Raw genomic sequence first — 24,819 nt, forward strand, 5'->3', positions numbered from 1 at the left:
AAGTTGTCAACGAATTTAACCTTATTTTTAAAAAAGTTAACAATATATTTTGTCATAAAACGGTAGATGCTGAAGAAATATATTTCTCCAGCATCACGCAAAAAAGAACAGATATAAAACGATAATCTGCTCTAAAAAACGATTACATTTATCAAATTTACCTTATTAAATATATTATACATATACTTTCGTCTCTCGTTACATACTAAAAGATAACTATTATAGAAAAAGATTATTATTATGGAACTTCAATTTATTTATGAAAAGTTTATTCAGAGTGCTCAATACGCAAAATATCTTTTACAAATATGTGATGTGGATTTTCATCTTTATCAAGCATTGTACATACAGGAGCCTCTTCATCAAAGTATACAATCATTCCTTCTACATACTGATATGTATGTTGAACTTGTACAGTTACTTTAATTTCTATCGCTTCTTCATATGCTCTTTTTATTTTCTGAAGCATTTTTGCTGAACATTTTCGTTTCTCTGGATACATAACCATTCCCATAAATCTATTGCCGGCTCTATCTTTCCACATATAATCCCAATGTGGTAAAATGCCTTGTTTAAAATCGCCCATAATTCCCCTCTCCTTTATCTTTTATTTATTCCGCATTAAACGTCCAGTTGGTGAAGGTTACTAATCAGTGAGGGATGCCCTGCTGATCAAAATTCCCCTTTATGAACGTGGCGTTTCTGAATATGTATAAATCACTTGCCCGCCTCGCTGTGCGTTACCAATGAAATGCTTAAAGTCTTCTCTATTTACAACAACTTCTCTGAACGTATAAAATACATCTTTCGTAACAACATACTCCGTTATTTCACCATTTTTCAGCTGATCTAAAATTGTATTTGCTAATTCTTTATCCATGTATTTCACCTCTCTGCAATATTTTATTCTATCGTATATTCTATAGGTCAACAACTGTAAAATTATCCCGCTATTTGCGGGTAGTCCGATTGGTGTTGACTACTAATCAGTCGTGGAATGAACAAAAAATCTTACTGATTAACATTTCACTTTATCTTGTTGTTATGCCATGATTTTATTTTCGTTATTTCGCAAACAATATCGTTTTACTATATGTCCACTAAATATCATATACTAACATAGCTACTTCTCTATATCAAACATTTCGGCATTCAATTATGCAAAGTTCCATACCACTATGCTACAATATACAAATAGAACTAGGAGGGATACTATGATTCGGAAAGCAAAAAAGACAGATGCAATGGCAATAGCTCCTTTATTGTATAATGCTCTGCATGAAATTGCTGAAAAAATCACAGGTAGCACAGTTGAAGCAGAAGTATTACTAGGACTTGAGACATGGTTCTCAAAAGAAAATAACCGTCTGAGCTACGAAAACTGTTTTATTTATGAACAAGACGAAAGTGCAGTTGGAATTATTGTCGCTTATCACGGTAGTGAAGCAACACAGCTTGACGCACCAATTGTACATCACTTAAGAGAATTACATAAAGATGAATCGATTACGTTAGAAAAAGAAGCTGAGCTTGATGAGTATTACATTGATACATTATCAGTTTCAAGTGCACACGGTGGAAAAGGTATTGGTTCTAAATTAATTGAAGCTGCCGAAATCTATGCAACTGAAAAAGGGCATGAAAAAATCGCTTTACTTGTTAATTTAGAAAACAAACGCGCCTATTCACTATACGAAAAGTTAGGTTATAAAAAAGATGAAATTGTTATGCTAGTAGGCGAACCTTATGCTCATCTCGTAAAACCATTAAACGTCAAAATTTCTATATCTTAAAAAGAAAGCACACGATTTATATAAATCGTGTGCTTTTATGTTAAATTCGTATTTAATATATTTCCATCCATCGCCTCGTGAAACGTATATGTTGTACATCCCCATGGCTTTCTATGCAAAATAGGAGAACCAGACCATCCCATTGCCCTCAGCTCCGTTCCAATCATCGAATTAAAATAATTATGACCTACAAGAGCAATACTTCCATGTACGAGAGCATAACGATGTAACAGGTAAGCCGCTTGCCTTGCCCTCTCTCTTACTTCCTTATAAGACTCAACATCTTTATGGTAGCCAAGTATCCATAATGTGCGCCCAATGAACATCCATACCTTAATTGTGCATTTCAACCACTTCGGAGCAAAAAAGTATGAAGGAACTTCAGCTTCTCTAAAAAGAGAGTTTTGCATAAAAGATAAAGAATCCGTTAATTCAGCTGCTGATTGTACAGCACGCCTTTGATCACTTGTTAAGACAAATTTCGCTGCTTCAATTGCCTCTATTGTTTCTATCGGCATTTTAGCTTTTTGTATCATTGACTCGGAATCATACTGTTTCATCCATTCGTGAAATGAATTAATTGTCATCGGTTCTCTTATACGACCTAAACAACCATGACGAATAAAAGAAATCTTCATTCTTTTCACTCTCCATTCATCACTTACGAACTCTATTATGCACTAGTTCTAAACATCATACCACGCAAGAAAAGAAAGTCATATACCTTTACATCTCCCCACCACTATCATGCGTTATCGAAGCATGGATACCATCCATCCCATCAAAATATGTACTCGTATCATATTGACGAATCTTTTTTAAATGCATATAAGAAAATAAAAATAAAATTAAAGCTATAACACTCCCCACAAATTCAAACATCATTTTACCGCCTCTAATTTCTCCCACTTCAGCAGGTTATTCTACTTTTTCATTATACCTCGATATAAAGATTCCCGCATTTTTGCTATTTTTTTCAAATAACATGGATTTTCTACATATTTTCTTACAAAAAGTGAATATTTTTCGAATTTTTACTTTGGAAACATTTACAAAGTAGGAAATATGGTTCAAAATAGGAGGAAATAAAAAAACCCAAATTTATTCTTTTTTTGGGAAAACTGTAACAAGGAGAGTTGCTTATGCAGATCGCAGAAACTGGAGATATCATCGAATTTAAAGGTGGAATGCAAGGCCGTGTTCAAAAAGTAAATCAAAACTCTGTTATTGTTGATATAACAATTATGAAGAATTTTAGAGAACTAGATATGGAACCTCTTACAGTTGTAAGTCATAAAAACTATACTGTCATTAATCAAAATGCATAATATAATAGAAAGAAAGAGCCTGTATACTATACAGGCTCTTTCTTTCTATTAACGATTATCAATTGTTTCCGGATATAGATCGTGGTTCATCATGCGGTAGTCAGCCATTTGTTCATACTTCGTCCCTGGGCGACCGTAGTTGCAGTATGGATCAATTGAAATGCCACCACGTGGTGTGAATTTCCCCCATACCTCAATGTAACGTGGATCCATTAATTTAATTAAATCGTTCATAATAACGTTCATGCAATCTTCGTGGAAATCACCATGATTGCGGAAACTAAATAAATACAACTTTAAAGATTTACTCTCTACCATTTTTTGCTCTGGAATATAGCTAATATAAATTGTTGCAAAATCTGGTTGTCCTGTTTTCGGACATAAACTTGTAAATTCAGGACAATTGAATTTTACAAAATAATCACGGTTTGGATGATTATTATCAAATACCTCTAATATTTCTGGGCTATATTCAAATAAATATTTTGTATTTTGATTTCCTAATAATGTTACATCTTTTAAATCTTCATCTAATCTTCCAGTCATTTTAAACATCCCTTCTCGTTAGACGCCGCGTTTATTTCCCCATACTAACGCATGAAGCTGAGGCAATACTTTTGCATCATTCATCTCTTTACAATTTACAGCTTTATCAATCAGCCACTCATACTTATCTAATAATTTTTTAATAAGCATCGCATCATCCACTGTTTTTGTATCATCGTTTCCTACTTGCAGGAAAAATGGTACACCTGGATAACGTTCGTGCATCTTAACTGCATATTCAAAATCATGATCATCGAATACTACTACTTTTAAACTAATATCTTTTCCTGCTAGTTTCTGAATAATAGCATCTAACTTCTGAAAATCTGTTTTCATCGTCGAACTTGGTGGTTTTGGAGAAATTGTTACCTCATCAATTTGAAGTAACCAATCTTGCCATTTACTCCCTTGCGTTTCAATTGCCGTTCGCATTCCATTTTCTTTTAATATTGAAAGAAGAAACTCAATATTTTTCAGTAATGCCGGATTTCCGCCTGAAATCGTAACATGAGAAAATTTTTCTCCTCCAATTGCAACAAGCTCATCCCAAATATCTTCTGGTGTCATCTGTCTAATTTGATCTTTAGCTGATCCATCCCACGTAAAAGCAGAATCACACCAAGCACAGCTATAATCACAACCAGCTGTACGGATAAACATTGTCTTTTGCCCTACAACCATTCCTTCACCTTGAATAGTCGGACCGAATATTTCTAAGACAGGGATTTTACTCATCGAGCATCCACTCCCGTCTTACTTCCGCATAACTAGTCGGCGTCTCAAATAGACGAACAAATTCAACGCGAGCTCCTTTATATTCGTTCACTCGATTCTCTTTTGTTAGTGCTTCTGCCATCTTTTCATAAATCCAAACGACCATATTTTCAGCAGTCGTATTCATTGCAGGTAACGTTTCGTTTAAATAACGATGATCTAAATAAATTTCGATTTCATTCTTCCAAATTTCTTTTATATCTCCAAAGTCAATTGCAAGACCTATTTCATTTACATATCCACTAATTCCAAATACAACTTTATATGTGTGACCATGTAAGTTTTTACATTTCCCTTCATAACAGTGTAAATGGTGTGCTGCATCAAATGTAAATTCCTTGCTGACCATTACTCTTTTATTATGGTATTTGAGTTGTTTACGCTGAATATCCTTGTCCATTTTTTGCAAATTCTCTACGATGCGAAATCCAAAAAAGTTATCCATTAGTTGTTCGCTCCTTCGCGTTCCTGTAGGTACGTATCTAATCCTGCTTTACGAAGTTGACATGCTGGACATTCACCGCAACCATCACCAATGATTCCGTTATAACATGTTAATGTTTTTTCCCGAACAAACTCAAATGCTCCAAGTTCATCTGATAATTTCCATGTTTCAGCTTTATCAATCCACATAAGTGGCGTGTGAATGACAAACGGGTAATCCATAGATAAATTTAAAGTAACGTTTAACGATTTCACAAACACGTCACGGCAGTCTGGATAACCACTGAAATCAGTTTCACATACACCTGTTACAATATGACGTGCTCCAACTTGTTTTGCTAATACAGCAGCAAATGATAGGAAGAGTAAATTTCGTCCATCTACAAATGTCGATGGCAATTCACCTTCTTCATGTGTAATCTCCATATCCGTTCTCGTTAACGCATTTGGAGCAAGTTGATTTAATAGACTCATATCTAGTACCGTATGCTTTATTCCTAGCTCTTTTGCAATTTCCGCTGCACAATCAATTTCTAGCTTATGACGTTGATTGTAATTAAATGTTACAGCTTCTACCTCTGCAAACTGCTCTATTGCCCAAAATAAACATGTCGTACTATCTTGTCCTCCACTAAAAACAACAACTGCTTTTTCTTTTTTCATTTCACTCATTCTCCTTCTCTACTATAAATAAGAAGAAAGAACGTTCTTGAACTGTCACAATAAAAAAACAAAACAATACCTAAAGATATTGTTGTTTCCATAGTTTTTTATAGAGGGAGTTCGCGAACCTCTCCCGCGCGGTGCACGGAATTTCTTCTTTCATTGACACAGCTTATTGTAACATATTGTATACTAGCGTAAAAATTTCTGATTTTTCCGCTATTTATCATTTCATTTCTTTCATTTTATAGTATGATTAATTTAATATAAGAAGAGAGGAGGCATCCCACTGAAATCCTTTATTATTTATCTCTTTTTAAATATATTATTCATCCTGATTACAATGCTCGTATATCATTTATTTTGGAATCAAAAAGGGAAACGCTCTCCTAAATTAAATTCAGCTATATTCATTGTACTCTGTTGCCTCGCTACCGTACTCTGTATTACATTTGCAGCAAAAACAAATAATGGTTTTCAATTTGATATGCGCCATATTGTATTAATTGTCGGTACATTAACGGGAGGGCCTATTGCTGGTGGTTCTATCTTAGTTGTATTAAACATATATCGCTTATTATTAGGTGGGATCGGTGTTTTCCCATCTCTTATCGGTTCTGTTCTTCTATTTATTGTTCTACTATTAACATATAAATTTTTCAATCGAACTTCTAATCGTATAAAAATAACACTTGCTATTATCTACAGTCTCACATACGGATTTAGTTGGATACCCTTCTTCCTTTCAAAGGTTACAAATAAGACTGATTATATACCGCATATTATTGTGTATGAGTTATGTTCAATGCTTGGTACGATTCTAATTTTATATTTACTACACATATTACAAACTCAAGTTCGTCTCCAAAACGAACTTATAAATGCTGAAAAATTTCATTTAATTGGTGAAATGGCAGCGTCTATCTCTCATGAAATTCGCAATCCATTAACTTCAACAAAAGGGTTTTTACAACTGTTACAATCAGATACATGCACTGAGCAGGAACGAAAATTATATATCGACATTGCCATTAACGGCATTGAACAAGCAAATCATGTTCTTACAGATTATTTAACCTTTGCTAAACCAAGCATTGAAAAAGAACAAACATTACAGTTAGAAGAAGAATTACTACATGCATTGTCGTTAATTACACCGCTTGCTAATTTAACAAATGTACGTACTCATTATATAAAGCAAAGCACTTCTTTTTTTATCGCTGGAGAAAAGCAAAAACTAAATCAATGTTTATTAAATATTTTAAAAAATTGCATTGAGGCTATGCCAAAAGGCGGTGATCTTTATTTCACATTAGTTCCTGATCATAAGCATATTCAGTTATACATAAAAGATACAGGAGTCGGTATGGATTCAGAACAAGTAAAACGTCTTGGCTCGCCTTTCTATTCAACGAAAGAAAAAGGCACTGGACTTGGAATGATGGTCGTATTCAGTGTTGTTCAAGCTATGAATGGAAAAATTGATATTATAAGTGAAAAAGGAATCGGTACAACCTTTTTATTAACTTTTCCACTCATACAAAAAACGTGATGAAATAATCATCACGTTTTTTCTGTTCCTTCAACTAATTCAGCAAAAGCTTTCACTTTTCCGTGCGGTTGTTGATTTTCTTTACGCGCTTTCCAGGCGCGCTCTTCTTCTCGCTTCTTCTTAGACATATTTTTTCAACTCCTTCTTTTCTTTCTCCATGTAGTATTCCAAAATAAGAAAGAAAACTATGCACGTATCAAAAAAAGAAGTGGTTTCCCACTTCTTCCACTTTAGCGCTGCAAAATTGCATGTTTCGCCTCTTTTAATTGCGTAAGATGTCTTTGTTCATGCAAATCAAGAAATTGAACCCATTGATACAAATTCAGATCATTAAAAACAGGATGCTTTAATCCATTTTCAAATAGATCTTTTTCATCTATAACACTATGAAGCGCATGTAATAGTTCTTGTCGTGAATGTTCTAGTAATTGAATTCCTTGCTGTTTTTTCATTAAAGTTTCTGTTGGTTGCATTTGCTGAGGAGCTTCTCGTTTATGTGTGCGATCAAGCGTAAGTTGGAGGTCTTTAAATGGAGTCATGTTTCTTTCATTTTTTTGTAAAGCATATACAAGGGCAGACGTGACAGATTGTTCAACTAAATGCAAGTGGTGTAAAATTTGAATAATACTCCATTTATCACGGCGTGGCTTTACATTCACTTCTGTATCATTTAACATTTCAATTTCTGATAATAGCGTGCTTCGAGTAGACTGTAATGAGCTTACTAAACTTTCTAAACTCACATCCATATTAGATTGAAGCATACTTCTTTCCCCCCTTTTTGTTGGTGAAAAGAGGTGCTCCTTATTAGAAACACCTCTTTAGCATTCTGAATTTTCTTTTATTATCTCATCATTTTCCCATTATGTCGATGTTAAACATGTGAAAAAAAGCGCATGTTTTTTACAATTTTGTGTCGTCAATCGCATGTAACCATGCTTCAATTTCTGTAATAACACTTTTCACACAGCCTTCAGCAAATGGTGATGTTAAATTTGCAACTTCTACTAATTCTAAGAACGATTTACTTCCACCTTGTTGGCACAGATTCACATAATCTTCCCATGCCTCTTGTCTATTATCTCTTGCACGTTTCCAAAATTGTAGCGCACAAATTTGAGCAAGCGTGTAATCAATATAATAGAAAGGTGAGCTATAAATATGCCCTTGACGTTGCCAAAAACCACCGCGCTCTAAATAATCATTATCCTCATAATCACGATGCGGTAAATATTTCTTCTCTATGTTACGCCATGCTGTCTTACGCTCTTCAGGTGATGCTTCAGGATTTTCATATACATAATGTTGATATTCATCAACAGATACACCATAAGGTAAAAACAGAAGTGCTGAACTTAAGTGAGAGAAGTAATATTTATCTGCATCTTCTTCAAAGAATAGCTTCATCCATGGCCATGTAAAGAATTCCATACTCATAGAGTGGATTTCACATGCCTCATATGTTGGCCAATTATATTCTGGAATTTCAAATTTACGACTTTCATATACTTGGAAAGCATGACCTGCTTCATGTGTTAATACATCAATGTCACCAGATGTTCCATTGAAGTTTGAGAAAATAAACGGCGCTTTATAATTCTCAATATATGTACAATATCCGCCACCAGCTTTTCCTTTTTTCGCAACTAAATCTAATAAATCGTTATCTAGCATGAAATTGAAAAATTCATCTGTTTCAGCCGATAACTCTTTATACATCGTCTTTCCATGATCAACAATCCAATCCGCATCTCCTTTTGGAGTTGGGTTACCTGTAGCAAACTCAAAGTTTTCGTCGTAATAAGCTAACTTCTCTACACCGATACGTGCTTGTTGTCGCTTTCTTAATTCCGTTGTAACGGGAACGATATAATCCAGCACTTGCTGACGGTAATTAGCCACCATCTCCGCATTATAATCTGTACGGTACATTCTTGCATATCCAAGTTCAACAAAGGTTTTGAAACCTAAAGATTTTGCGATTTTCGTTCTCACTTTAACAAGCTCATCATAAATACGATCTAGTTCTTCCTCATTTCCAGCTAAAAATCCGTAGTATGCTTCACTTGCTACTTTACGTTCGCTTCTTTCTTTTCCTTGCATAAACGGAATCAATTGCGATAACGTTCTTTCTTCTCCAGCAAAGTCAATTTTTGCGGATGCTAATAACTGTGTATATTGCGACGATAATTTATTTTCTAATTGTAAATCTTTCACGACTTCATCTGAATATGTTTTTAAATCACATTCTGCTAGAGCAAATAATTGTTTTCCATAATACGCCTCTAATTCTTCACGAAATGGAGAATTAATAAGTGCCTTATAATATTTTGTACCATATCCTTGTACAACTGGAGAGTATTCATCAAAGAAATCCTGCTCCTCCTTATAAAAAGTATCCGTCGTATCAACAGAATGGCGAATGTAACAAAGGTTTCCCATTGTCCCAAAATCGTTGCGAATTTCATTAATTGAATGAATGACTTGTTTTTGTTCTTCTACAGTTTTTGCGTTATCAAACTTCTCTAAAGCAACAGTAAATTTCTCTTTTAACTCTTCAATATTTGGGCGTTTATATTCATAGTCTTTAAATGACATGAACGAGCCTCCTCTCCATTACATACCTTTATTATAATTCAATACGTATTCTCGAATTCCCTCTTAATTTTCAACAAAATTCGGCAGTGACTACTCTGAGTTCATTGCAAATAAAAAAGCCCTGGATTTATTTATCCAAAGCTCCTTTGGAACATATTATTATTTTTCATACTTCCCAATTTTTTTTAATAGATCAAGTAATTCATCTTTTTCATCTTTCGTTAACATTTCAAAAGACTGATGTATAACTTTCTCATGCCCCGGAAAAATAGAAGCAATAAAGTTCTCGCCAGACTCAGTTAATTGCGCGTAAATAACACGTCTGTCATTCGGACATGGGATTCTCTTTACTAATCCCTTTTTCTCCAGCTTATCTACAACATATGTAATGCTGCCACTGGCTATTAAAATGCGCTCACCAATTTGCTGGAGTGGTTGACCGCCTTTATGATATAGCAGTTCTAATACAGCAAATTCAGTTGGATTTAACCCGTTACTTTGTATAGATTTATTTGTAGTATCCATAACAGAACGATGTACACGAGATAATGCAATAAATACTTTTAAAGATTGAGAAATATCTTCTCGTTCATTATTTGATGTCATACAACTTTCAACCCTTCACTTAAATTCTCACCAATAAAAAGAAAATGCCACTTCATACTTCATGTGAATTCCGAATGAGCATTCACTCATCCATTTCCTCTCCCCTAATATATTAAGAATCATTCTTGAATAAAAACATGACAATTTTAACATAGTTTATATATAATGATAATAAAAAAAGAAGGAGTACCACATTTGAAAGTCAAATTCCAAAGCATAATTATATATATATTGCTTGTTATCCTACCGACAATAGGGATTGGTGCTACATTTTATTCGTATCATACATATAAAATGAAACAGGAAAACAAATTATCCGCTCATACAGTTCTCTTTTTATATAGAGATTATTTAGATCATCATCTTGGTGAAGCAATTTCTGCTTTAGACATGCTTGCAAAAGTTGTAGGCACCGAGACTGGTAATATAAACGGCATTAAACAAATTGTACATGATACAGATGGGAACGATGCACGCTTTTCTGGTTTATATTACGCTACACCAGAAGGGGTCATTACAATCGCATCTGAAGATGAATCAAAGCCTATAGATGTTTCAGACCGTAAATATATTCAAGACGTGCTACAAACTAAAAAAACCACTGTATCATCAGTCATTACTGATCGCGTTCTTGGACATAAAGCTATTATGATCGCTACCCCCATATTCAATAAACAGAAAGAGCTCTCAGGATTATTATTAGCTAGTTTACGCTTTGATTACATTTCATCTTCTTTAAATGCCATTAAACCACAATACCATTTTGAGGTAACTGATAAACATGATGTAGTGTTTCTAACCGATGATAATAACGACACAAGTGATACGCATTCTAATATGCTTACTACCCCACTCCAAAGATTAAATTGGAAGGTCTCTGTTTCTCCATTACCTATTCATCAGAAAACCTTATACCAGTGGGTTGCAATAGAGTGTATCGCTACTTTATTTTTAATGTCTATTTTATTTTTACTTGCTCAATATATGTTGTTAAAACGTCAAACAAAACTTGAAAGACAACAAAACGAACTACAGAAAATTGAATTAGTTGGAACTTTTGCAGCAAGTACAGCACACGAAATCCGTAATCCTCTTACTGGAATTAAAGGACTCGTCGCTCTATTAAAAGAGAAATATAAAGATGAACAAGATCAGTTCTACTTTTCCGTAATTGAACAAGAAATAGAGCGAATCAATGAAATTGTAAGTGAATTTCTTATTCTCGGAAAGCCAACCGCCATCATCGAACAAACATATGATGTAAGAACAATTCTAAATGAGGTAGCATTAATTATTCAATCTGAGGCGAATTTACATAACATTGTATTCCATTTACATTTGCCAGACCATCCTGTTCATATCCGTTGTTCGAAAGACCATATGAAACAAGTGGTTTTAAACATTACAAAAAATGCAATTGAGGCTATGACTTCTAATGATACACTAACCATTGTAGTAAAAAACAATGAAACACATGCACAATTGCAGATTATAGATACTGGGAAAGGGATTCCACAACATATTCAAAAACACCTCTTTCATCCGTTCTTTACTAATAAAGATACTGGAACAGGTCTTGGACTTGTCATATGTAAACGAATTGTAGAGATGTATAATGGGCATATTTTTATTGACAGTACAGAAAACGAAGGAACGACAGTTCATATCGAAATTCCGTTACACATAGTATAATTATCCTTATCCTATAAGGGTAATTATACTTATTTCATAAAACCAGCGACAAGCATTCGCCAAAAATTATTTGATTTTCCTTCATACCCGATTTGGAAAATAGGTATTTTTATAATTGAAAACCATTTCGGTGTTTGTTTTTCTTTATAACACTGATATTGTAAAATAAGCTTGTCCAATTCTTGACTAACTTGAATTGTCTCCTTACTATTTAGCCCACTTGTTAATCCTAGTTGAATCATTTCTTCACGTTTCATATGAATATCACGTGAAAGCTTTTCTAATGTGTACTTCCTTTTTACAGTAAACATCCATATCCCCCTTATTATACTTCCATGCTCTCAAGTTCACTTCTCCATTGACTTTTTTAACTACTTAATCATATGCAAATTTGAAGAATCAGAAAATTTAACATTTTCTCCCTGTAATTTACAAATCTTTACCCTCACTTTGAGAATTATTACAAATTATTCTATCTTTGTAAATACATTCGCAATAATAGACATTTTTTTCATCTTCTTTTTTTACAAATTCTACGTAAACCGGGGATTCTTAATTTTCCACCTACTTTTCTTCGACATTTTTTGTTTAATTTATATAAAAAAGCAAAACATAATGATGATTGATAAAGTGAAACTTTCATCAGTGTTTTTTGTTCAGCCCCACTGATTATTAGCATTCACCAATCGAGCGTTTATTGACAGTGAATCTCCCACCTATCCAGCCCAATGTTGAGGTGGGAGTCTTACTACCCACAAATAGCGGGATAACAAGAGAAAGGAAATATTTATATGCGAAAATATACGATTGTATTATTCATCATTGTTTTGTTTTTACCGTCCTTCTTATTTCCTATTCAAGCAACTGCTCATACGAATAAAGTTGCTATTGTCATTGATGATTTCGGCAATAATATGAAGGGGACTAATCAAATGTTGTCACTTCCAATTCCACTAACTGTTGCTGTTATGCCTTTTCTTCCTTCCACAAAAGAAGATGCAATAGCTGCCCATAAAAAAGGTCATGAAGTTATTATACATATGCCAATGGAACCTATTAAAGGTAAAAAAGAATGGCTTGGACCAAAAGCCATTACAACCGATTTAAGCGATGAAGAAATAAACAACCGACTTGAACAAGCAATTCAAGAAGTTCCGCATGCAATTGGAATGAACAATCATATGGGGTCAAAAGTAACAGCAGATGAAAGAATTGTTCGCCTTATACTTGCTGCTTGTAAAAAACACGGTTTATTTTACTTAGATAGTAAAACGAATCCTAATAGTGTCGTCCCAAAAATCGGAAAAGAATTAGGAGTTCCTATTATTGAAAACCAACTATTTTTTGATGATGTGTATACAGCAGGACATATTTCAAAACAAGCCCAATTACTCATCAAAAAAATTCAAGAAAAGCCTATTATGGTAGCTATCGGGCATGTGGGCCCCCCAGGTGAAATTACATCACGCGTTATTGAAACTTCTATCCCTAAAATTCGTGAGCATGCAGACTTTATTTTTTTATCTGATCTAGCATTATCCCCGCCTCCTGTTTCAAAATAAAGTTCATTACTCACATATAACCAGCCCTCACCAATCGGGCTTTTACGGGAAGCCCCCCATTGCTTTCACTGAATTTTGAGGTGGGGATCTTACCGCCCACAAATAACGGGACAAAAAAGTACCTATCTGTATATAACAGATAGGTACTTTTCTTTTTAACTTAAATATAATCTACATGACTCACTCTGAATCCTTTTTTCTCTATTTTTCCGATTAATTGCTTTAATCTTGTTTCATCTAACTCATCTGATATATTTACAATAACCCGACGGATATATTGATCACCGTTATCGAGTGTAAACAAACCACCGATATTATATGCTTTTAACAATGTCCCAAGCTCTTTAATCGTCCCCTTACAATCTTGTGTTGCAATTGTTAATATATAACCACCTGTTCGCATACCAAATGAATCTTCAATAACATCAAATATATTCGAATGCGTTAACATACCGACAAATTCATTATAATCATTTAGCACGGCTAAAAACGGAAGCCGACGAATTACATAAAAGGCTCTGAAGAAGGAATCCTTTTCAAAAATAAATGCATCGGAATTGTCAAGCATATCTCCTGCACTTACATGATCTAATCCGCTATTGCATTTTTTTTCTAATAAATCTACTTTATAAATAATCCCCGTGAATTTCTTCTCATCTTCTGCTAATACCGGGATGGCTCGAAATCCCGTTTCGTTCATCATTTGCAGTGCCTCTTCACCAGAATCATTTATTTTGCAAAATGTTACTTGCTGCTTTGGCAGAAAATGATATTTAACTCGCAAAATATGTTCCTCCTTACATGTCAACATGTAATCTATATATAATAAGGAGACCTATATTTTATGAGTGAAATTATTTTTAAAACGCTTTCATTTATTTATTAACTTGTATCCATATCACATACATTTTTATATAACAGAGCTCCTTGCGCCCTTAATCATTAATAACTTTACATGATAGTTCATTAAATATTCTATACCCTCTAGCCATTTTTTCGATTCTTCTGGCGTTTTCCCCCACACAATCATGCCATAATTATGAACAAGAACTACTCCTCCACCTTCAATGAAATTCGGAACATTACTTTCTAATAAATCAGCGAATTTTTTTTCATCTTCTACAATTGGAATTGTCATTTCTGTTATACCTTCTTTTCCGAAAACACGCTCCACACTGCGTTTATCGAACGTTACTTCTCCTTCTTCTCCATATAACTCTGATATTAAATGACTATCTACAGTCTGCACTTGTAAAATACATCCTGCACTACTTTTTTTATAAATATCTGCATGCATAAATGACTCTGCAGCTGGTTTTTCTTCATTTTCAAATACTGACTCGCACATGCAATTTACGACAATAAAATCTTCTTCCGAAAATAGCCCTTTATCTCTTCCCTCAATATTTACTAAGAATGTTAACGGCTCTTTTGACGTACATAGCGATAAACTAATTTTGGTACCATAAAACCAATCACGAAGTGCCAATTCAGATTTCACATCTTTTAATTCATTCCATTTCTTCAGAAAAAATAACATTTCGTCACCCCCGGCATAATATTCATATAAGGTTCGAATCCTTTCTATGTAAAAGGAATATTTTTTGATTATTCTAAAAATTTAATTGAATTATCACATGAGAACGCTTTTTTGTCAATATAGTTTCGTGGTTCTTCTTTAAAATAGGCTATTCATATGTCTATACTTCTATCTATTGCCTATTTCATTTTGCACATAAAAAAATAAGCTATTCTTTAATTAAAGAATAGCTTATTTCCCTCATTTTTTATCCCGCTATTTGCCGGACAGTAAGACCCCCACTGATTAAAGTTTCACCTTATTTCTTTATTGCATTATATAAAAACTGTGCGTATTGTTCACGTGTTACGAAATTATCTCCTAAAAAGTTCCCTTCCCCGTCACCTTTTGATATTTTATTATCTACTAAAGCTTTCACATATCCTTTCGCCCAATGGCCATTTGGTATATCTTTAAAGTTCTCTGCACTATTTTCATTTTCTTTTAACTGAAATACTCTTTGTAGTACTACTGACATTTCATATCGAGTTAATACTCCATCTGGACGGAATGTATCATTTCCATACCCTGTCATAATACCAGCTTGAACTACTGCATCAATAGCCGTTTCATACATATTTCCTTTCGTATCTGTAAATGTCGTTTTTGGTTTTAGATTATTTTCTAATTTTAAGTACCTTTGTATTAGAAGTGCTACTTGTCCACGAGTAATGTTATCCCCAAATCCAAATTCACCATTTCCATAGCCTATAAATAACTTTTCTTTCGCTAAGTAATTAATTGCTTCTTCTGACCAATGTCCTTTTGGTACATCTTTAAATTCTACCACTTCTGGTTTCTCATCTTCTTTAGATGTATTACCGTCTTTACTTTCTACTACATTTTGAATAACAGATCCTGTAAAGAAGATTCCTGTATCCGCGAATGGATCTTTCACACCAAATTCATATACTTTCTCACCTGGTGTACTCCATTTCACTACACCATTACTATATGTACCGTTATCGCTCTTCAGACGGATTTTCGTAGAAACCTCACCATCTTTTTCATATATAGGTACTTTTACTTCTTTATTTACTTCTGTTTCCTCTAAAAATACTTTTTGATTTTGGACATTAATATAAGCCGTCTTACTTAGTTCTATAACTGGTCGGACATCACGGATTTCATTTGCAACAAAACTTAGAAATACTAATTTTTTCAAATTGCTCACTGGTGATAAGTCTGAAATATAATTCGCTTCTAAATCAAGCTTTTGTAAGTTTACTAGACTTGATAATGGCGTAATATCCTTTAACTCATTGTTAGGTAAGTGTAATTGTTTTAACTGTGTCATCTTACTTAGAGGAGTAACATCTTTTATTTCATTTTTCCCGATCCACAATTCTTCTAATTGCTTCATTTGCTCAATGCCGGATAAATCTTTAACTTTATTACGTGTTAATACTAAGTCTGTTAAAGGTAATGAATATAACGCTTTAATATCTTCAATTTGATTACCTGCTAAGGTTAAGTATGTTACATTTTTCAAAGCGCTTAATGGAGCAACGTTCGTAATTTTATTATTTGCTAAATTCAAGTAATCTAGTTGTTCCATTTTCGCTAATGCTGTTACATCTTCTATTTGGTTGCCTGATAGATATAAACTTTTTACATTTTTCATTTCAGTTAGTGGTGTAACGTTTGTAATTTTATTATTACTTAAATCAAGAGATTCTAAATTATCCATCTTAACAAGTGGCGTTACATCTGCAAATTCATTACCACGCAAAGCTAAATGATTTAATTGCTTTAAGTTCGCAAAGAACGACGGGTCTTTTATCTTCGCATTCGCAACTGTTAAAGATTTTAAATTTGGCATATATTTTAATGCACTATAATCAAGTATCTCATTTGTATTTAAAAATAAATCCTTTACTTGTAATAACTCTTCTTTCGTAATTGGTGTATTTAAATCTTTTCTATTAAATACTTTTTTATTCACAAGTTCTCTTAATTTGTTATCTGTTATCATATTTTGATTATCAACTGGATTATCCGTTTCCGTATTGCCTGAATTAGAGTTATCATCTGGTTTCTCTGTTTCTTTGTTACCTACAGTTGGATCTTTAATTTCAAATTGAACTTGATATTTGTGATCATATCCAATAGCTGGAATAAGTATATGCATTTGCATATTGTGCTTCTTCTCAAACTCGCCAATTTCAAATTGGACTACTTTCGTTCCGTTCTTCCTCTTATCTTCTGACAAAACCTTCACATCATGAAATACACCAGGCTGGTTTCTATCTTCTATTCTAAGATATTGAAAATAATCGCTATCTTGCATTGTTACAGTGACAATTTTTTTACCAGCTGCAATCGTTACTTTAGGATCTTTTATATATTGAGAAACCATAGATGGCTCGTCTTTTTGGTCCTTATATATTTTAATTTCAGTATCATACGTGCGATCACTCGCTGCTGCTACCGATTGATTTGCTTCAACTTTTAATGCCGCTAATGCTGGAGTAGAATACGTAGCAAATGGAATTGCTAATGTTGTCGCTACTACTAGCGCCTTCATATAATTTTTTTTCAAAATAATATCCCCTATCATATACAATTTTTATAATTGATAACCCTTATCAATTACCTACAAATAAATGATAATGAATATCATTATCATTGTCAATGAGAATATTACATTAAATTTATATTTTTAAAGATAAAAAATAAAAAGCCCTTTATTCAAAGGGCTTTTTTACCTATCGTATGAAGAATTTCACTTTTTTCCTTCTCATTGATGACACCAATTTTTTGCAAAATATTCGCGTACAATACAAGTTTATTATATATTCGTTCTGACATGTTCTCCCTTCTTTCCTTCGACCAACTTTTTTTGTATTGGTAAATTATATGAAAGAGATGAGAAAATGTGTCCACTTTTTGCATAAATGCAAATCTTTTATTTTACGATTTGCAGACAATAAAACTCCCTCCTAAAAATTAGGCGGGAGTTTAGGTACTTTCACTTTATTTAACAAACTGTCCACTGAATATTATGCTTCATAAGTTCTTCTTCAAAACTATATGGCATTTTTTTATCACAAATTACATGTTGAATACGTGAAAATGCTGCTATACGATAATTCCCTTTCACGCCTACCTTCGTATGATCACATAAAATATATGTTTTCTCAGCTAATTTCATCATCGCCTCTGACAATTTCGCTTTCTCTAATTCAAAGCTGGAAACTCCAAAGCTAGGTAATAACCCATCAATCGAAACGAACGCTTTATGAAAATGGAATTGCTGTATTACTTGCTGAGAAATAGACCCTGATACACGCGAATGCTTTGGAGATACTTTTCCACCTATAAATAAAACTTCACCGTGAAACATCTTTTTATTAATAGAAGAAATTAATTGTGTTGCGACTGGAAATGAACTTGTTACAATCGTTAAGTTTTTACGATGAACAAGGTATGGAACCATTTGAAGCGGTGTACTTCCATCATCAATTGCAATGACATCACCATCTTCTACAAATGTCGCTGCTTTATAACCAATTCTTTTCTTCTCTTCTATATGTAGCATTTCTCTTTCTAACATTGGCGCCTCTACCCCAGCGCCTGGAAGTTGAACAGCTCCACCATACACTTTTTTCAGCTTCTTTTCACGATCTAATTCTTCTAAATATCGACGAATCGTTTCTGTTGATACAGCAAATTCTCTCGCTAATTCTGAAACCTTTACTTTTCCTTTAAATTCTACCTTTTCAAGAATGGTTCGCTTTCTTTCTTCTCCTACTACAGACATAGATTCACCTCATTTATATCTCCCTCATAAGCTTCCTTGCTTATACAAAGTTATAATTTTCTTTGTAAGTAGAAACTTCTTCATGAATATGAATACCGCGCTTTGCTAGTTCATCAAAAATTAATTGTGGATTTTCAAAAGCTTCTTCAGGCGTAACAACACCCACCCTATTTACATTTCCAGTTGCAATTAACTCTGCAGCAATCCCAAATGGAATACCGACGTTTCTCGTATACGCCCTTAATTTTTCCCATCCTACAACAGAACCATCAGATAACGGATGTGTATGATATAACACATGTCTTTGCTTCTCATTATTTTTCATACCTATTACTTCTACATGAAGTGCATAACCATAAAGCTCTGTTTCTTGTCCTTCTTTCGATTGCAATAAATACTGCGAAATACAATCCATAATGCCTATTTCTTTCCCGTTTATTTCAATCTGATCATTACGCAATATGCCGTAATCATATAAAGCACGTACAAGTTGCATATTTTGCTTCGGCCAAGTCCCTCTCGTCTCTATCAGTTTGACACCTTTATTTTCTAGTGCCTTTGCTAACGTAATCGTTTCAGAATGCGGAATGATATACTGCGTTTCCTTACCATAAGGCGCTGGCAATTCTATTTCTCTCGGACGCGCAAACGGAAGTACTTGTTTAAATTCACCATCTTCATACACTGTACGCGATGGTAAATCTGGATCATATTCATATGTCGTTGTCTCTGTAATTGAAGCAGAAAAAGCAATCGGACGATACGAACCGTGACTTACGCGGACAGACTCTACAGTATCCAGTTGATTTGCTGCATGCATTGCCATCATTTGCGTTACACCTGGCGTCATGCCAAACCCAGGCAAACATGTTTTTTCATTTTGAACAAATATAGCATGCGATTCATTTTCTTCACCAAATCCATTTAGGTTCACACCGTGGCAGCCTGCTTCTGCAATACAGCGAGTCGACAATCCGTTTAGCTTTATCGTCGTACCGTCCATTACAATGTCGTAACCTTTCATTTTTGCAACCGTATCCTCGTGATTCGTTACATCTACTTTTACAAAATCAACACGAGGATCGTTGAGCCATTCTACTACTTTACAGCCCTCTTCCTCGTTAAAATCGGCTACAGTAATCGTCTCAAAAGATGAAAATTGAACTAAATCCAAAATAGCTTCACGACAAATTTTACCTGCTCCACCTAAACAAAATACTTTCACCCAATAACAGCTCCTTTAGCAATACTATCAACTAAGCGATTAATATCTTCTTCATGTACATCACCTATATTTCCAATCCGGAACGTATCTACTTTCGAAATTTTCCCAGGGTAAATAACAAATCCATAGCATTTTAATTCGTTATATAACTGTTGAAACTCGAACTCCCCTTTTGGATAAATGAAAGATGTAATAATAGGAGATTGATATTTCTCATCTACTAGTGGCTTAAATCCGATTTCTCCCATTCTATTCACTAGTAGTTTTTGATTGTTGTAATATCGATTGTAACGCGCTCTTACTCCACCCTCTTTTTCTAGTTCAAGTAGTGCTTGATAAAAAGCATGTACAACATGTGTAGGTGAAGTAAAACGCCATTTCCCATTTTGTTTTTCCATCGTTTCCCATTGATCATATAAATCAAGAGATAAAGAGCGTCCTTGCCCTTTACACTTCAATAATTCATCACGTTTTGCGATTACAAATCCGAATCCAGGAACCCCTTGAATACACTTATTCGCACTACTAATTAAAAAATCAATTTGTAAATCAGCAATGTCTATTTCAATCCCGCCGAAACTACTCATCGCATCAACAATTGTAACCTTTCCATACTGCTTTCCTAATTTACATACATCTACAATTGGATTTATAATGCCTGTCGTTGTTTCACAATGAACAACTGCAATATGCGTAATATCTTTATCTTCTTCCAATAACTTTTCTACTTCTACAATATTAGTAGGTTCCCACTCTTCTGTTTGGCTGACCACTACATCAATCTGTAACATCTCTGCCATTTGTACAATGCGCTTACCGTACGCACCATTTGTACAAACGAGAAGCTTCCCATTTCCCGGAATAACAGAACCAATTACTGCTTCAACTGAAAACGTACCGCTTCCTTGCATTAACACTGTTGTATATTTCTCTTCTTCCTTCGTCGCTAACGATACAAGTTTAGCTCTTACTTCTTGCACCATCGTATTATATTCAACATCCCACGTACACCAATCGTATAGCATAACTTCTTTTACTGATTTTGTTGTCGTTAATGGTCCTGGTGTTAATAATAAGTAGTGATTTTCATTCATGATCCCGTACCCCTTTTATGAAATAATAAGTTCTTGTTTCTCGATATGTTCCATTACGTTTTCGAGCTCCTGCATCGTTTCAATCGTAAAATGAGCCCCATTTTCAACAAACCGATTACGAACTATTTCTATTTTTTCACGAAGCTCTACCGAATCCATACTCTCCACTTCCTCTTCCGTTAAACCGAGCTCACTACTTCCAAGAATTACACCAACTGTCCACATTCCAGCATTTCTACCTTCTTTCATATCTGATACTGTGTCCCCTACTTTTATCATATGGTTCATCGGATACACACCAAGTTCCATTGCATTTTTATAGCACATCCATGGGTATGGGCGGCCTGCTGGAACATCATCTGGCGTAACAAGAAAATCAGGTTTATATCCTTGTAACGCTGCTTCCTTTGCTACAATATCCATCATTTCTCTCGTATAACCAGTTGTTGAACCGATTTTAATGCCTCTCTTACGTAAAGAAGCGATTACTTCTTTTACCCCATCAATCGGCTTAGCATAATTTGGCAAAATAGAAAAGAGAATTTCTTCAAACTCTTCATACATCTCATGAATGTCTGCTTCTGTTGGTAAGTGACCAAAGACACGCTTCCACTCATCCGCAATACGAGGCATTTCTGTTAGTGCCCTTACATGATCTATTTTTAATAATCCCATTGGCTTACGTGCTTCTTCTGCTGTAATTTCAACGCCGCGTTTATGAAAAATCTTCATGAATACTTCTAGTGGTGCAAAGCATCCGTAATCAACCGTCGTACCTGCCCAATCAAAAATAACTGCTTCAATTTTCATTCTGTCCATCACCCTTCTTACTTATCTTTTTTGCCATTGTGAAGTTCGGTTACGAAGTGCTTTCGTTCCCCATTCATATACAACTCTCACTACAATATTTGTAACAACAATAAGTACACTCATTGCAGCTGCTGGCGCTACATTTCCTGCATCATCCATATTTACGATTGATACGGCAGCTAGTTTAAAATCAGCTGCATATAGGAACACAACTGCCGATACAGTTACCATTGAATTTACGAAGTAGTACATTACCATTTCTAAAATTGCTGGTAAACACATTGGTACTGTTACTCGGAAGAATGTTTTATAAAACGGAATATCCATCGACTGCGAAACAAGCTCAAACTCCCGGTCTAATTTCTTTAAGGCAGTCGTTGCCGTGACAAATGTTACAGAATAAAAATGAATGATATTTACTAGTACTAATACAGCGATTGTTCCGTATAAAGAATGAAACGGATTCGTTACTGATAGTCCAAGAATTTGAATCGTTGGTTGACTAAAGAAAAAGACATATCCTAATCCGAGTACTAAACCTGGTATCGCTAACGGCACTATAGAGAAAAAGTAACCTGTTTTTCTAAAAAATTGTAGCTGGTCTATTTTCTCAATTGCATATGCGAATACAAATGTTAAGATCGCCCCAATAACTGCTGTAACTGCTGAAACAATTACGCTATTTTTAAATGCTTCAAGTCCATCTCCTGTTAAACTGGAAAAATTAAAATGCTCAAATGTAAAACTCATATTATATGGCCATACTTTCACACTTGCAGCAATACCAACTGCAACAAATAATAGAATGATCATAAGGGTAATCACACTACAATATATGAATGAGATTACATCTCTTTTCTTATTAGCTATTATTCTGTATGGTACTGCTTTTGAAGATAAGAAATTCGCCTGCTTTCTTTGCGTAATACGATCAACTACAAATGCGAATATAGCTGGGATTAATAAAATCATTCCGACAGTTGCACCCATCGGCATATTTTGCTGTCCAATTACTTGTTTGTATACGTCAGTAGCAAGCACATTATATTGCCCACCAACAATTTTTGGTGCCCCAAAATCAGTAAAACTAAGTGTAAACACAACAAACATTGCACTAATTAATCCGTACTTTACACTAGGTAAAGTAACCGTGAAAAATTGCTTTGTTTTACTGGCTCCTAACATATTAGAAGCTTCATATAAACGATAATCAGATCCTTGAAAGGCAATTAGCAATATGAGAAAGGCTTGCGGAAATGTATACATAACTTCAGCTATTACAATTCCTATTGGTCCATATAAAGGGATTTGTATACCTTCAAATAAACCAAACATTCCTTTCGTTACTAGCCCTTGATTACCAAATAAATATGTAAGTGCTATACCGTGCATCATCGTTGGTGCAAACAATGGTAATAACGCTACATACTGAAATACGCGCTTTCCAAAAACATTCGTACGGGCAATTGCATATGCGTAAACGAATGCGATTGCAACTGAAATCATTGTTGTTGCGCCCGAAATCCATACTGTATTTTGTAAAGACTGAACTAAAGTTGGTGTTGTGAAATATTTACTGAAATTCGCTAAACCAATGAAAACTCCATCTTTATTATAAAAAGCTTGTGTAAATAGTTGTAATAGCGGTAATACAAGTATGATAAGGAAGGAAAGAATCATACCGATAATTACGAGCCTTTGGATCCATTCCTCTTTCCCTATACTTCTCTTAATCTTTTTTTTCGTACTTTCTACCTTATAGTTTTCTAACATCTCCATCTATACAATGACCTTCTTTCCATATGACAACATATGATTTTCTGAGAAAGAGATTTGAATCGGCTTTCCTTTTCTAATAGCCGTTGCTTCTACTTCTGATGCTAATATATCCACTACAATTTTCTCATTATAAAGGTGTGTGTTTTCTTCTACGACTCGCACTTCCGTCCGATATACAGATCCGCGAAATTCCATACTTTCCACAACTGTTTTAATACCGTCCTTTTGTACAATTGTTACATGTTCAGGACGAATTGCATGTTCTTCGTTATTTTTCGAAAAGAAATTAATAGAACCAATAAAATCTGCCACAAACGGATTGGCTGGTCTTTGATAAATCTCCTCTGGTGTTCCAATCTGCATAATTTCCGCATGATTCATTACAACAATTTTATCAGCCATCGTTAATGCCTCTTCTTGATCATGCGTTACCATAATCGTCGTTATTCCTATTTTCTCTTGCAAATCACGCATTTCCCTACGTAATTTTTCACGCACTTTTGCATCTAAAGCTGATAACGGCTCATCGAGTAACAAAATATCTGGAGACAGAGCGAGCGCACGTGCAAGTGCTACTCGCTGCTGTTGTCCACCAGACATTTGAGCAGGATATTTATCTTTTACATTCAGCAAATCTACAAGTTTTAACGCATCTAGCGCTTTCTCTTTCACTTCTGCTTTCCCATATTTTTTTGTCTTTAAGCCGTATTCAATATTTTCAAGTGCTGTTAAATTCGGAAATAAAGCATACGATTGGAAAACCATTCCGAAGTTTCTCTTTCCAGGAGGCAATGCTGTAATATCTTTTCCATTCACAGCTATACTGCCAGTCGTTGGTTCCTCTAGTCCCGCTAAAATGCGAAGCAACGTCGTTTTCCCACAGCCACTCGGGCCTAATAAACAAACAAACTCATTTTTGTTCACAGTAAAAGAAATATCTTTTAACGCTGTAAATGCATCAAACTGTTTTTGAATGTGTTGAATTGATAAATATTCGCTCATTTTTCTCTC

The 24,819-nt window shown here is 34.4% G+C and carries 27 protein-coding genes and 1 riboswitch; of the genes, 5 read left to right on the forward strand and 22 right to left on the reverse strand.

What is annotated here, in order from left to right:
- Window positions 1–268 precede the first annotated feature (268 nt).
- Both AC1Q8L_RS05470 and ykzS read right to left on the reverse strand, forming a co-directional pair.
- Window positions 269–586: a hypothetical protein gene (locus tag AC1Q8L_RS05470; protein ID WP_000502199.1), complete on the reverse strand. Its 318-nt coding sequence runs from the start codon at window positions 584–586 to the stop codon at window positions 269–271.
- 99 nt (window positions 587–685) lie between these two features.
- Entirely contained in the window at window positions 686–880 is a 195-nt protein-coding gene (gene ykzS, locus AC1Q8L_RS05475) for a protein YkzS (RefSeq protein WP_000356686.1), read from the reverse strand.
- Between the two features lie 334 nt (window positions 881–1,214).
- On the opposite strand from ykzS, the gene AC1Q8L_RS05480 reads away from it, so the two are divergent.
- The gene (locus AC1Q8L_RS05480; protein ID WP_000619546.1) at window positions 1,215–1,793 is read left to right on the forward strand and encodes a GNAT family N-acetyltransferase; all 579 of its coding nucleotides are present in this window, start codon (window positions 1,215–1,217) and stop codon (window positions 1,791–1,793) included.
- Window positions 1,794–1,828: 35 nt separating this feature from the next.
- Here the strand turns inward: AC1Q8L_RS05480 and AC1Q8L_RS05485 are convergent, their stop codons facing one another.
- Both AC1Q8L_RS05485 and AC1Q8L_RS05490 read right to left on the reverse strand, forming a co-directional pair.
- A complete protein-coding gene (locus tag AC1Q8L_RS05485) occupies window positions 1,829–2,431 on the reverse strand; it encodes a hypothetical protein (protein WP_000703093.1) in 603 nt (200 codons plus the stop codon).
- Between the two features lie 88 nt (window positions 2,432–2,519).
- Window positions 2,520–2,675: a hypothetical protein gene (locus AC1Q8L_RS05490; RefSeq protein WP_000461432.1), complete on the reverse strand. Its 156-nt coding sequence runs from the start codon at window positions 2,673–2,675 to the stop codon at window positions 2,520–2,522.
- Between the two features lie 260 nt (window positions 2,676–2,935).
- Between AC1Q8L_RS05490 and AC1Q8L_RS05495 the strand changes: the two genes are divergently transcribed.
- On the forward strand, window positions 2,936–3,121 hold the full coding sequence (locus AC1Q8L_RS05495) for a YkvS family protein (protein WP_001165082.1): 186 nt from the start codon (window positions 2,936–2,938) through the stop codon (window positions 3,119–3,121).
- Window positions 3,122–3,169: 48 nt separating this feature from the next.
- Here the strand turns inward: AC1Q8L_RS05495 and queF are convergent, their stop codons facing one another.
- The 4 genes from queF to queC are packed head-to-tail and all read right to left on the reverse strand — an operon-like array spanning window position 3,170 to window position 5,548.
- Window positions 3,170–3,667 (reverse strand): preQ(1) synthase, encoded by a 498-nt coding sequence (gene queF / locus AC1Q8L_RS05500; RefSeq protein ID WP_001986050.1) that lies wholly within the window; start codon window positions 3,665–3,667, stop codon window positions 3,170–3,172.
- Between the two features lie 18 nt (window positions 3,668–3,685).
- Window positions 3,686–4,402: a 7-carboxy-7-deazaguanine synthase QueE gene (queE, locus tag AC1Q8L_RS05505; protein WP_000036292.1), complete on the reverse strand. Its 717-nt coding sequence runs from the start codon at window positions 4,400–4,402 to the stop codon at window positions 3,686–3,688.
- Window positions 4,395–4,886, reverse strand: a complete 492-nt coding sequence (queD, locus tag AC1Q8L_RS05510) for a 6-carboxytetrahydropterin synthase QueD (protein WP_000368414.1) — start codon at window positions 4,884–4,886, stop codon at window positions 4,395–4,397. The genes queE and queD overlap by 8 nt, the downstream gene beginning before the upstream one ends.
- A complete protein-coding gene (gene queC / locus AC1Q8L_RS05515) occupies window positions 4,886–5,548 on the reverse strand; it encodes a 7-cyano-7-deazaguanine synthase QueC (RefSeq protein ID WP_000711595.1) in 663 nt (220 codons plus the stop codon). The genes queD and queC overlap by 1 nt, the downstream gene beginning before the upstream one ends.
- A gap of 93 nt (window positions 5,549–5,641) precedes the next feature.
- A riboswitch (PreQ1 riboswitch) is annotated at window positions 5,642–5,685 on the reverse strand.
- Window positions 5,686–5,891: 206 nt separating this feature from the next.
- Between queC and kinB the strand changes: the two genes are divergently transcribed.
- Window positions 5,892–7,100 (forward strand): sporulation sensor histidine kinase KinB, encoded by a 1,209-nt coding sequence (gene kinB, locus AC1Q8L_RS05520; RefSeq protein WP_000964151.1) that lies wholly within the window; start codon window positions 5,892–5,894, stop codon window positions 7,098–7,100.
- Between the two features lie 11 nt (window positions 7,101–7,111).
- Here the strand turns inward: kinB and AC1Q8L_RS05525 are convergent, their stop codons facing one another.
- From AC1Q8L_RS05525 to AC1Q8L_RS05540, 4 genes are all read right to left on the reverse strand, one after another.
- A complete protein-coding gene (locus AC1Q8L_RS05525; RefSeq protein WP_000038355.1) occupies window positions 7,112–7,228 on the reverse strand; it encodes a DUF6254 family protein in 117 nt (38 codons plus the stop codon).
- A gap of 102 nt (window positions 7,229–7,330) precedes the next feature.
- Window positions 7,331–7,864 carry a DinB family protein gene (locus tag AC1Q8L_RS05530; RefSeq protein WP_000941977.1) on the reverse strand — a complete coding sequence of 178 codons (534 nt, stop codon included), beginning with the start codon at window positions 7,862–7,864 and terminating at the stop codon, window positions 7,331–7,333.
- A gap of 139 nt (window positions 7,865–8,003) precedes the next feature.
- Window positions 8,004–9,698: a M3 family oligoendopeptidase gene (locus AC1Q8L_RS05535; RefSeq protein ID WP_098311728.1), complete on the reverse strand. Its 1,695-nt coding sequence runs from the start codon at window positions 9,696–9,698 to the stop codon at window positions 8,004–8,006.
- Window positions 9,699–9,857: 159 nt separating this feature from the next.
- The gene (locus AC1Q8L_RS05540; RefSeq protein ID WP_000203336.1) at window positions 9,858–10,304 is read right to left on the reverse strand and encodes a MarR family winged helix-turn-helix transcriptional regulator; all 447 of its coding nucleotides are present in this window, start codon (window positions 10,302–10,304) and stop codon (window positions 9,858–9,860) included.
- Between the two features lie 195 nt (window positions 10,305–10,499).
- Here AC1Q8L_RS05540 and AC1Q8L_RS05545 point away from each other — a divergent pair, with 195 nt between their 5' ends.
- Window positions 10,500–11,996, forward strand: a complete 1,497-nt coding sequence (locus AC1Q8L_RS05545; protein WP_025118332.1) for a DUF3149 domain-containing protein — start codon at window positions 10,500–10,502, stop codon at window positions 11,994–11,996.
- Between the two features lie 29 nt (window positions 11,997–12,025).
- On the opposite strand, the gene AC1Q8L_RS05550 is transcribed toward AC1Q8L_RS05545, so the two are convergent.
- Window positions 12,026–12,307: an aspartyl-phosphate phosphatase Spo0E family protein gene (locus AC1Q8L_RS05550; protein WP_000495527.1), complete on the reverse strand. Its 282-nt coding sequence runs from the start codon at window positions 12,305–12,307 to the stop codon at window positions 12,026–12,028.
- 480 nt (window positions 12,308–12,787) lie between these two features.
- Between AC1Q8L_RS05550 and AC1Q8L_RS05555 the strand changes: the two genes are divergently transcribed.
- Window positions 12,788–13,558, forward strand: a complete 771-nt coding sequence (locus AC1Q8L_RS05555; RefSeq protein ID WP_098311729.1) for a divergent polysaccharide deacetylase family protein — start codon at window positions 12,788–12,790, stop codon at window positions 13,556–13,558.
- Between the two features lie 160 nt (window positions 13,559–13,718).
- Here the strand turns inward: AC1Q8L_RS05555 and cbpA are convergent, their stop codons facing one another.
- The 9 genes from cbpA to AC1Q8L_RS05600 all read right to left on the reverse strand — a co-directional run bounded on the left by cbpA (window position 13,719) and on the right by AC1Q8L_RS05600 (window position 24,810).
- A complete protein-coding gene (gene cbpA, locus AC1Q8L_RS05560; protein ID WP_001264204.1) occupies window positions 13,719–14,342 on the reverse strand; it encodes a cyclic di-AMP binding protein CbpA in 624 nt (207 codons plus the stop codon).
- Window positions 14,343–14,468: 126 nt separating this feature from the next.
- Window positions 14,469–15,098, reverse strand: a complete 630-nt coding sequence (locus AC1Q8L_RS05565) for a class II aldolase/adducin family protein (RefSeq protein WP_000895987.1) — start codon at window positions 15,096–15,098, stop codon at window positions 14,469–14,471.
- 298 nt (window positions 15,099–15,396) lie between these two features.
- A complete protein-coding gene (locus AC1Q8L_RS05570) occupies window positions 15,397–17,697 on the reverse strand; it encodes an NEAT domain-containing leucine-rich repeat protein (protein ID WP_492339424.1) in 2,301 nt (766 codons plus the stop codon).
- Between the two features lie 420 nt (window positions 17,698–18,117).
- The gene (locus AC1Q8L_RS05575; RefSeq protein WP_000117666.1) at window positions 18,118–18,900 is read right to left on the reverse strand and encodes a DeoR/GlpR family DNA-binding transcription regulator; all 783 of its coding nucleotides are present in this window, start codon (window positions 18,898–18,900) and stop codon (window positions 18,118–18,120) included.
- Window positions 18,901–18,940: 40 nt separating this feature from the next.
- Window positions 18,941–20,125: a saccharopine dehydrogenase family protein gene (locus AC1Q8L_RS05580; RefSeq protein ID WP_025118330.1), complete on the reverse strand. Its 1,185-nt coding sequence runs from the start codon at window positions 20,123–20,125 to the stop codon at window positions 18,941–18,943.
- On the reverse strand, window positions 20,122–21,219 hold the full coding sequence (phnW, locus tag AC1Q8L_RS05585; protein WP_001004781.1) for a 2-aminoethylphosphonate--pyruvate transaminase: 1,098 nt from the start codon (window positions 21,217–21,219) through the stop codon (window positions 20,122–20,124). The genes AC1Q8L_RS05580 and phnW overlap by 4 nt, the downstream gene beginning before the upstream one ends.
- A gap of 15 nt (window positions 21,220–21,234) precedes the next feature.
- Window positions 21,235–22,029 carry a phosphonoacetaldehyde hydrolase gene (gene phnX, locus AC1Q8L_RS05590; RefSeq protein WP_000687381.1) on the reverse strand — a complete coding sequence of 265 codons (795 nt, stop codon included), beginning with the start codon at window positions 22,027–22,029 and terminating at the stop codon, window positions 21,235–21,237.
- Window positions 22,030–22,050: 21 nt separating this feature from the next.
- A complete protein-coding gene (locus tag AC1Q8L_RS05595; protein ID WP_025118328.1) occupies window positions 22,051–23,808 on the reverse strand; it encodes a putative 2-aminoethylphosphonate ABC transporter permease subunit in 1,758 nt (585 codons plus the stop codon).
- The gene (locus AC1Q8L_RS05600; RefSeq protein ID WP_000006196.1) at window positions 23,809–24,810 is read right to left on the reverse strand and encodes a putative 2-aminoethylphosphonate ABC transporter ATP-binding protein; all 1,002 of its coding nucleotides are present in this window, start codon (window positions 24,808–24,810) and stop codon (window positions 23,809–23,811) included.
- Between the last annotated feature and the right edge of the window lie 9 nt (window positions 24,811–24,819).

The organism is Bacillus sp. GW823-FHT06A11 (assembly GCF_058795355.1).

Excerpts from the sequence above, each read along its gene's own strand:
- AC1Q8L_RS05470 (WP_000502199.1), bottom strand. The coding sequence starts at position 586 with ATGGGCGATTTTAAACAAGGCATTTTACCACATTGGGATTATATGTGG.
- ykzS (WP_000356686.1), bottom strand. The coding sequence starts at position 880 with ATGGATAAAGAATTAGCAAATACAATTTTAGATCAGCTGAAAAATGGT.
- AC1Q8L_RS05480 (WP_000619546.1), top strand. The coding sequence starts at position 1,215 with ATGATTCGGAAAGCAAAAAAGACAGATGCAATGGCAATAGCTCCTTTA.
- AC1Q8L_RS05485 (WP_000703093.1), bottom strand. The coding sequence starts at position 2,431 with ATGAAGATTTCTTTTATTCGTCATGGTTGTTTAGGTCGTATAAGAGAA.
- AC1Q8L_RS05490 (WP_000461432.1), bottom strand. The coding sequence starts at position 2,675 with ATGTTTGAATTTGTGGGGAGTGTTATAGCTTTAATTTTATTTTTATTT.
- AC1Q8L_RS05495 (WP_001165082.1), top strand. The coding sequence starts at position 2,936 with ATGCAGATCGCAGAAACTGGAGATATCATCGAATTTAAAGGTGGAATG.
- queF (WP_001986050.1), bottom strand. The coding sequence starts at position 3,667 with ATGACTGGAAGATTAGATGAAGATTTAAAAGATGTAACATTATTAGGA.
- queE (WP_000036292.1), bottom strand. The coding sequence starts at position 4,402 with ATGAGTAAAATCCCTGTCTTAGAAATATTCGGTCCGACTATTCAAGGT.
- queD (WP_000368414.1), bottom strand. The coding sequence starts at position 4,886 with ATGGATAACTTTTTTGGATTTCGCATCGTAGAGAATTTGCAAAAAATG.
- queC (WP_000711595.1), bottom strand. The coding sequence starts at position 5,548 with ATGAAAAAAGAAAAAGCAGTTGTTGTTTTTAGTGGAGGACAAGATAGT.
- kinB (WP_000964151.1), top strand. The coding sequence starts at position 5,892 with ATGCTCGTATATCATTTATTTTGGAATCAAAAAGGGAAACGCTCTCCT.
- AC1Q8L_RS05525 (WP_000038355.1), bottom strand. The coding sequence starts at position 7,228 with ATGTCTAAGAAGAAGCGAGAAGAAGAGCGCGCCTGGAAAGCGCGTAAA.
- AC1Q8L_RS05530 (WP_000941977.1), bottom strand. The coding sequence starts at position 7,864 with ATGCTTCAATCTAATATGGATGTGAGTTTAGAAAGTTTAGTAAGCTCA.
- AC1Q8L_RS05535 (WP_098311728.1), bottom strand. The coding sequence starts at position 9,698 with ATGTCATTTAAAGACTATGAATATAAACGCCCAAATATTGAAGAGTTA.
- AC1Q8L_RS05540 (WP_000203336.1), bottom strand. The coding sequence starts at position 10,304 with ATGACATCAAATAATGAACGAGAAGATATTTCTCAATCTTTAAAAGTA.
- AC1Q8L_RS05550 (WP_000495527.1), bottom strand. The coding sequence starts at position 12,307 with ATGTTTACTGTAAAAAGGAAGTACACATTAGAAAAGCTTTCACGTGAT.
- AC1Q8L_RS05555 (WP_098311729.1), top strand. The coding sequence starts at position 12,788 with ATGCGAAAATATACGATTGTATTATTCATCATTGTTTTGTTTTTACCG.
- AC1Q8L_RS05565 (WP_000895987.1), bottom strand. The coding sequence starts at position 15,098 with ATGTTATTTTTTCTGAAGAAATGGAATGAATTAAAAGATGTGAAATCT.
- AC1Q8L_RS05570 (WP_492339424.1), bottom strand. The coding sequence starts at position 17,697 with ATGATAGGGGATATTATTTTGAAAAAAAATTATATGAAGGCGCTAGTA.
- AC1Q8L_RS05575 (WP_000117666.1), bottom strand. The coding sequence starts at position 18,900 with ATGTCTGTAGTAGGAGAAGAAAGAAAGCGAACCATTCTTGAAAAGGTA.
- phnW (WP_001004781.1), bottom strand. The coding sequence starts at position 21,219 with ATGAATGAAAATCACTACTTATTATTAACACCAGGACCATTAACGACA.
- phnX (WP_000687381.1), bottom strand. The coding sequence starts at position 22,029 with ATGAAAATTGAAGCAGTTATTTTTGATTGGGCAGGTACGACGGTTGAT.
- AC1Q8L_RS05595 (WP_025118328.1), bottom strand. The coding sequence starts at position 23,808 with ATGGAGATGTTAGAAAACTATAAGGTAGAAAGTACGAAAAAAAAGATT.
- AC1Q8L_RS05600 (WP_000006196.1), bottom strand. The coding sequence starts at position 24,810 with ATGAGCGAATATTTATCAATTCAACACATTCAAAAACAGTTTGATGCA.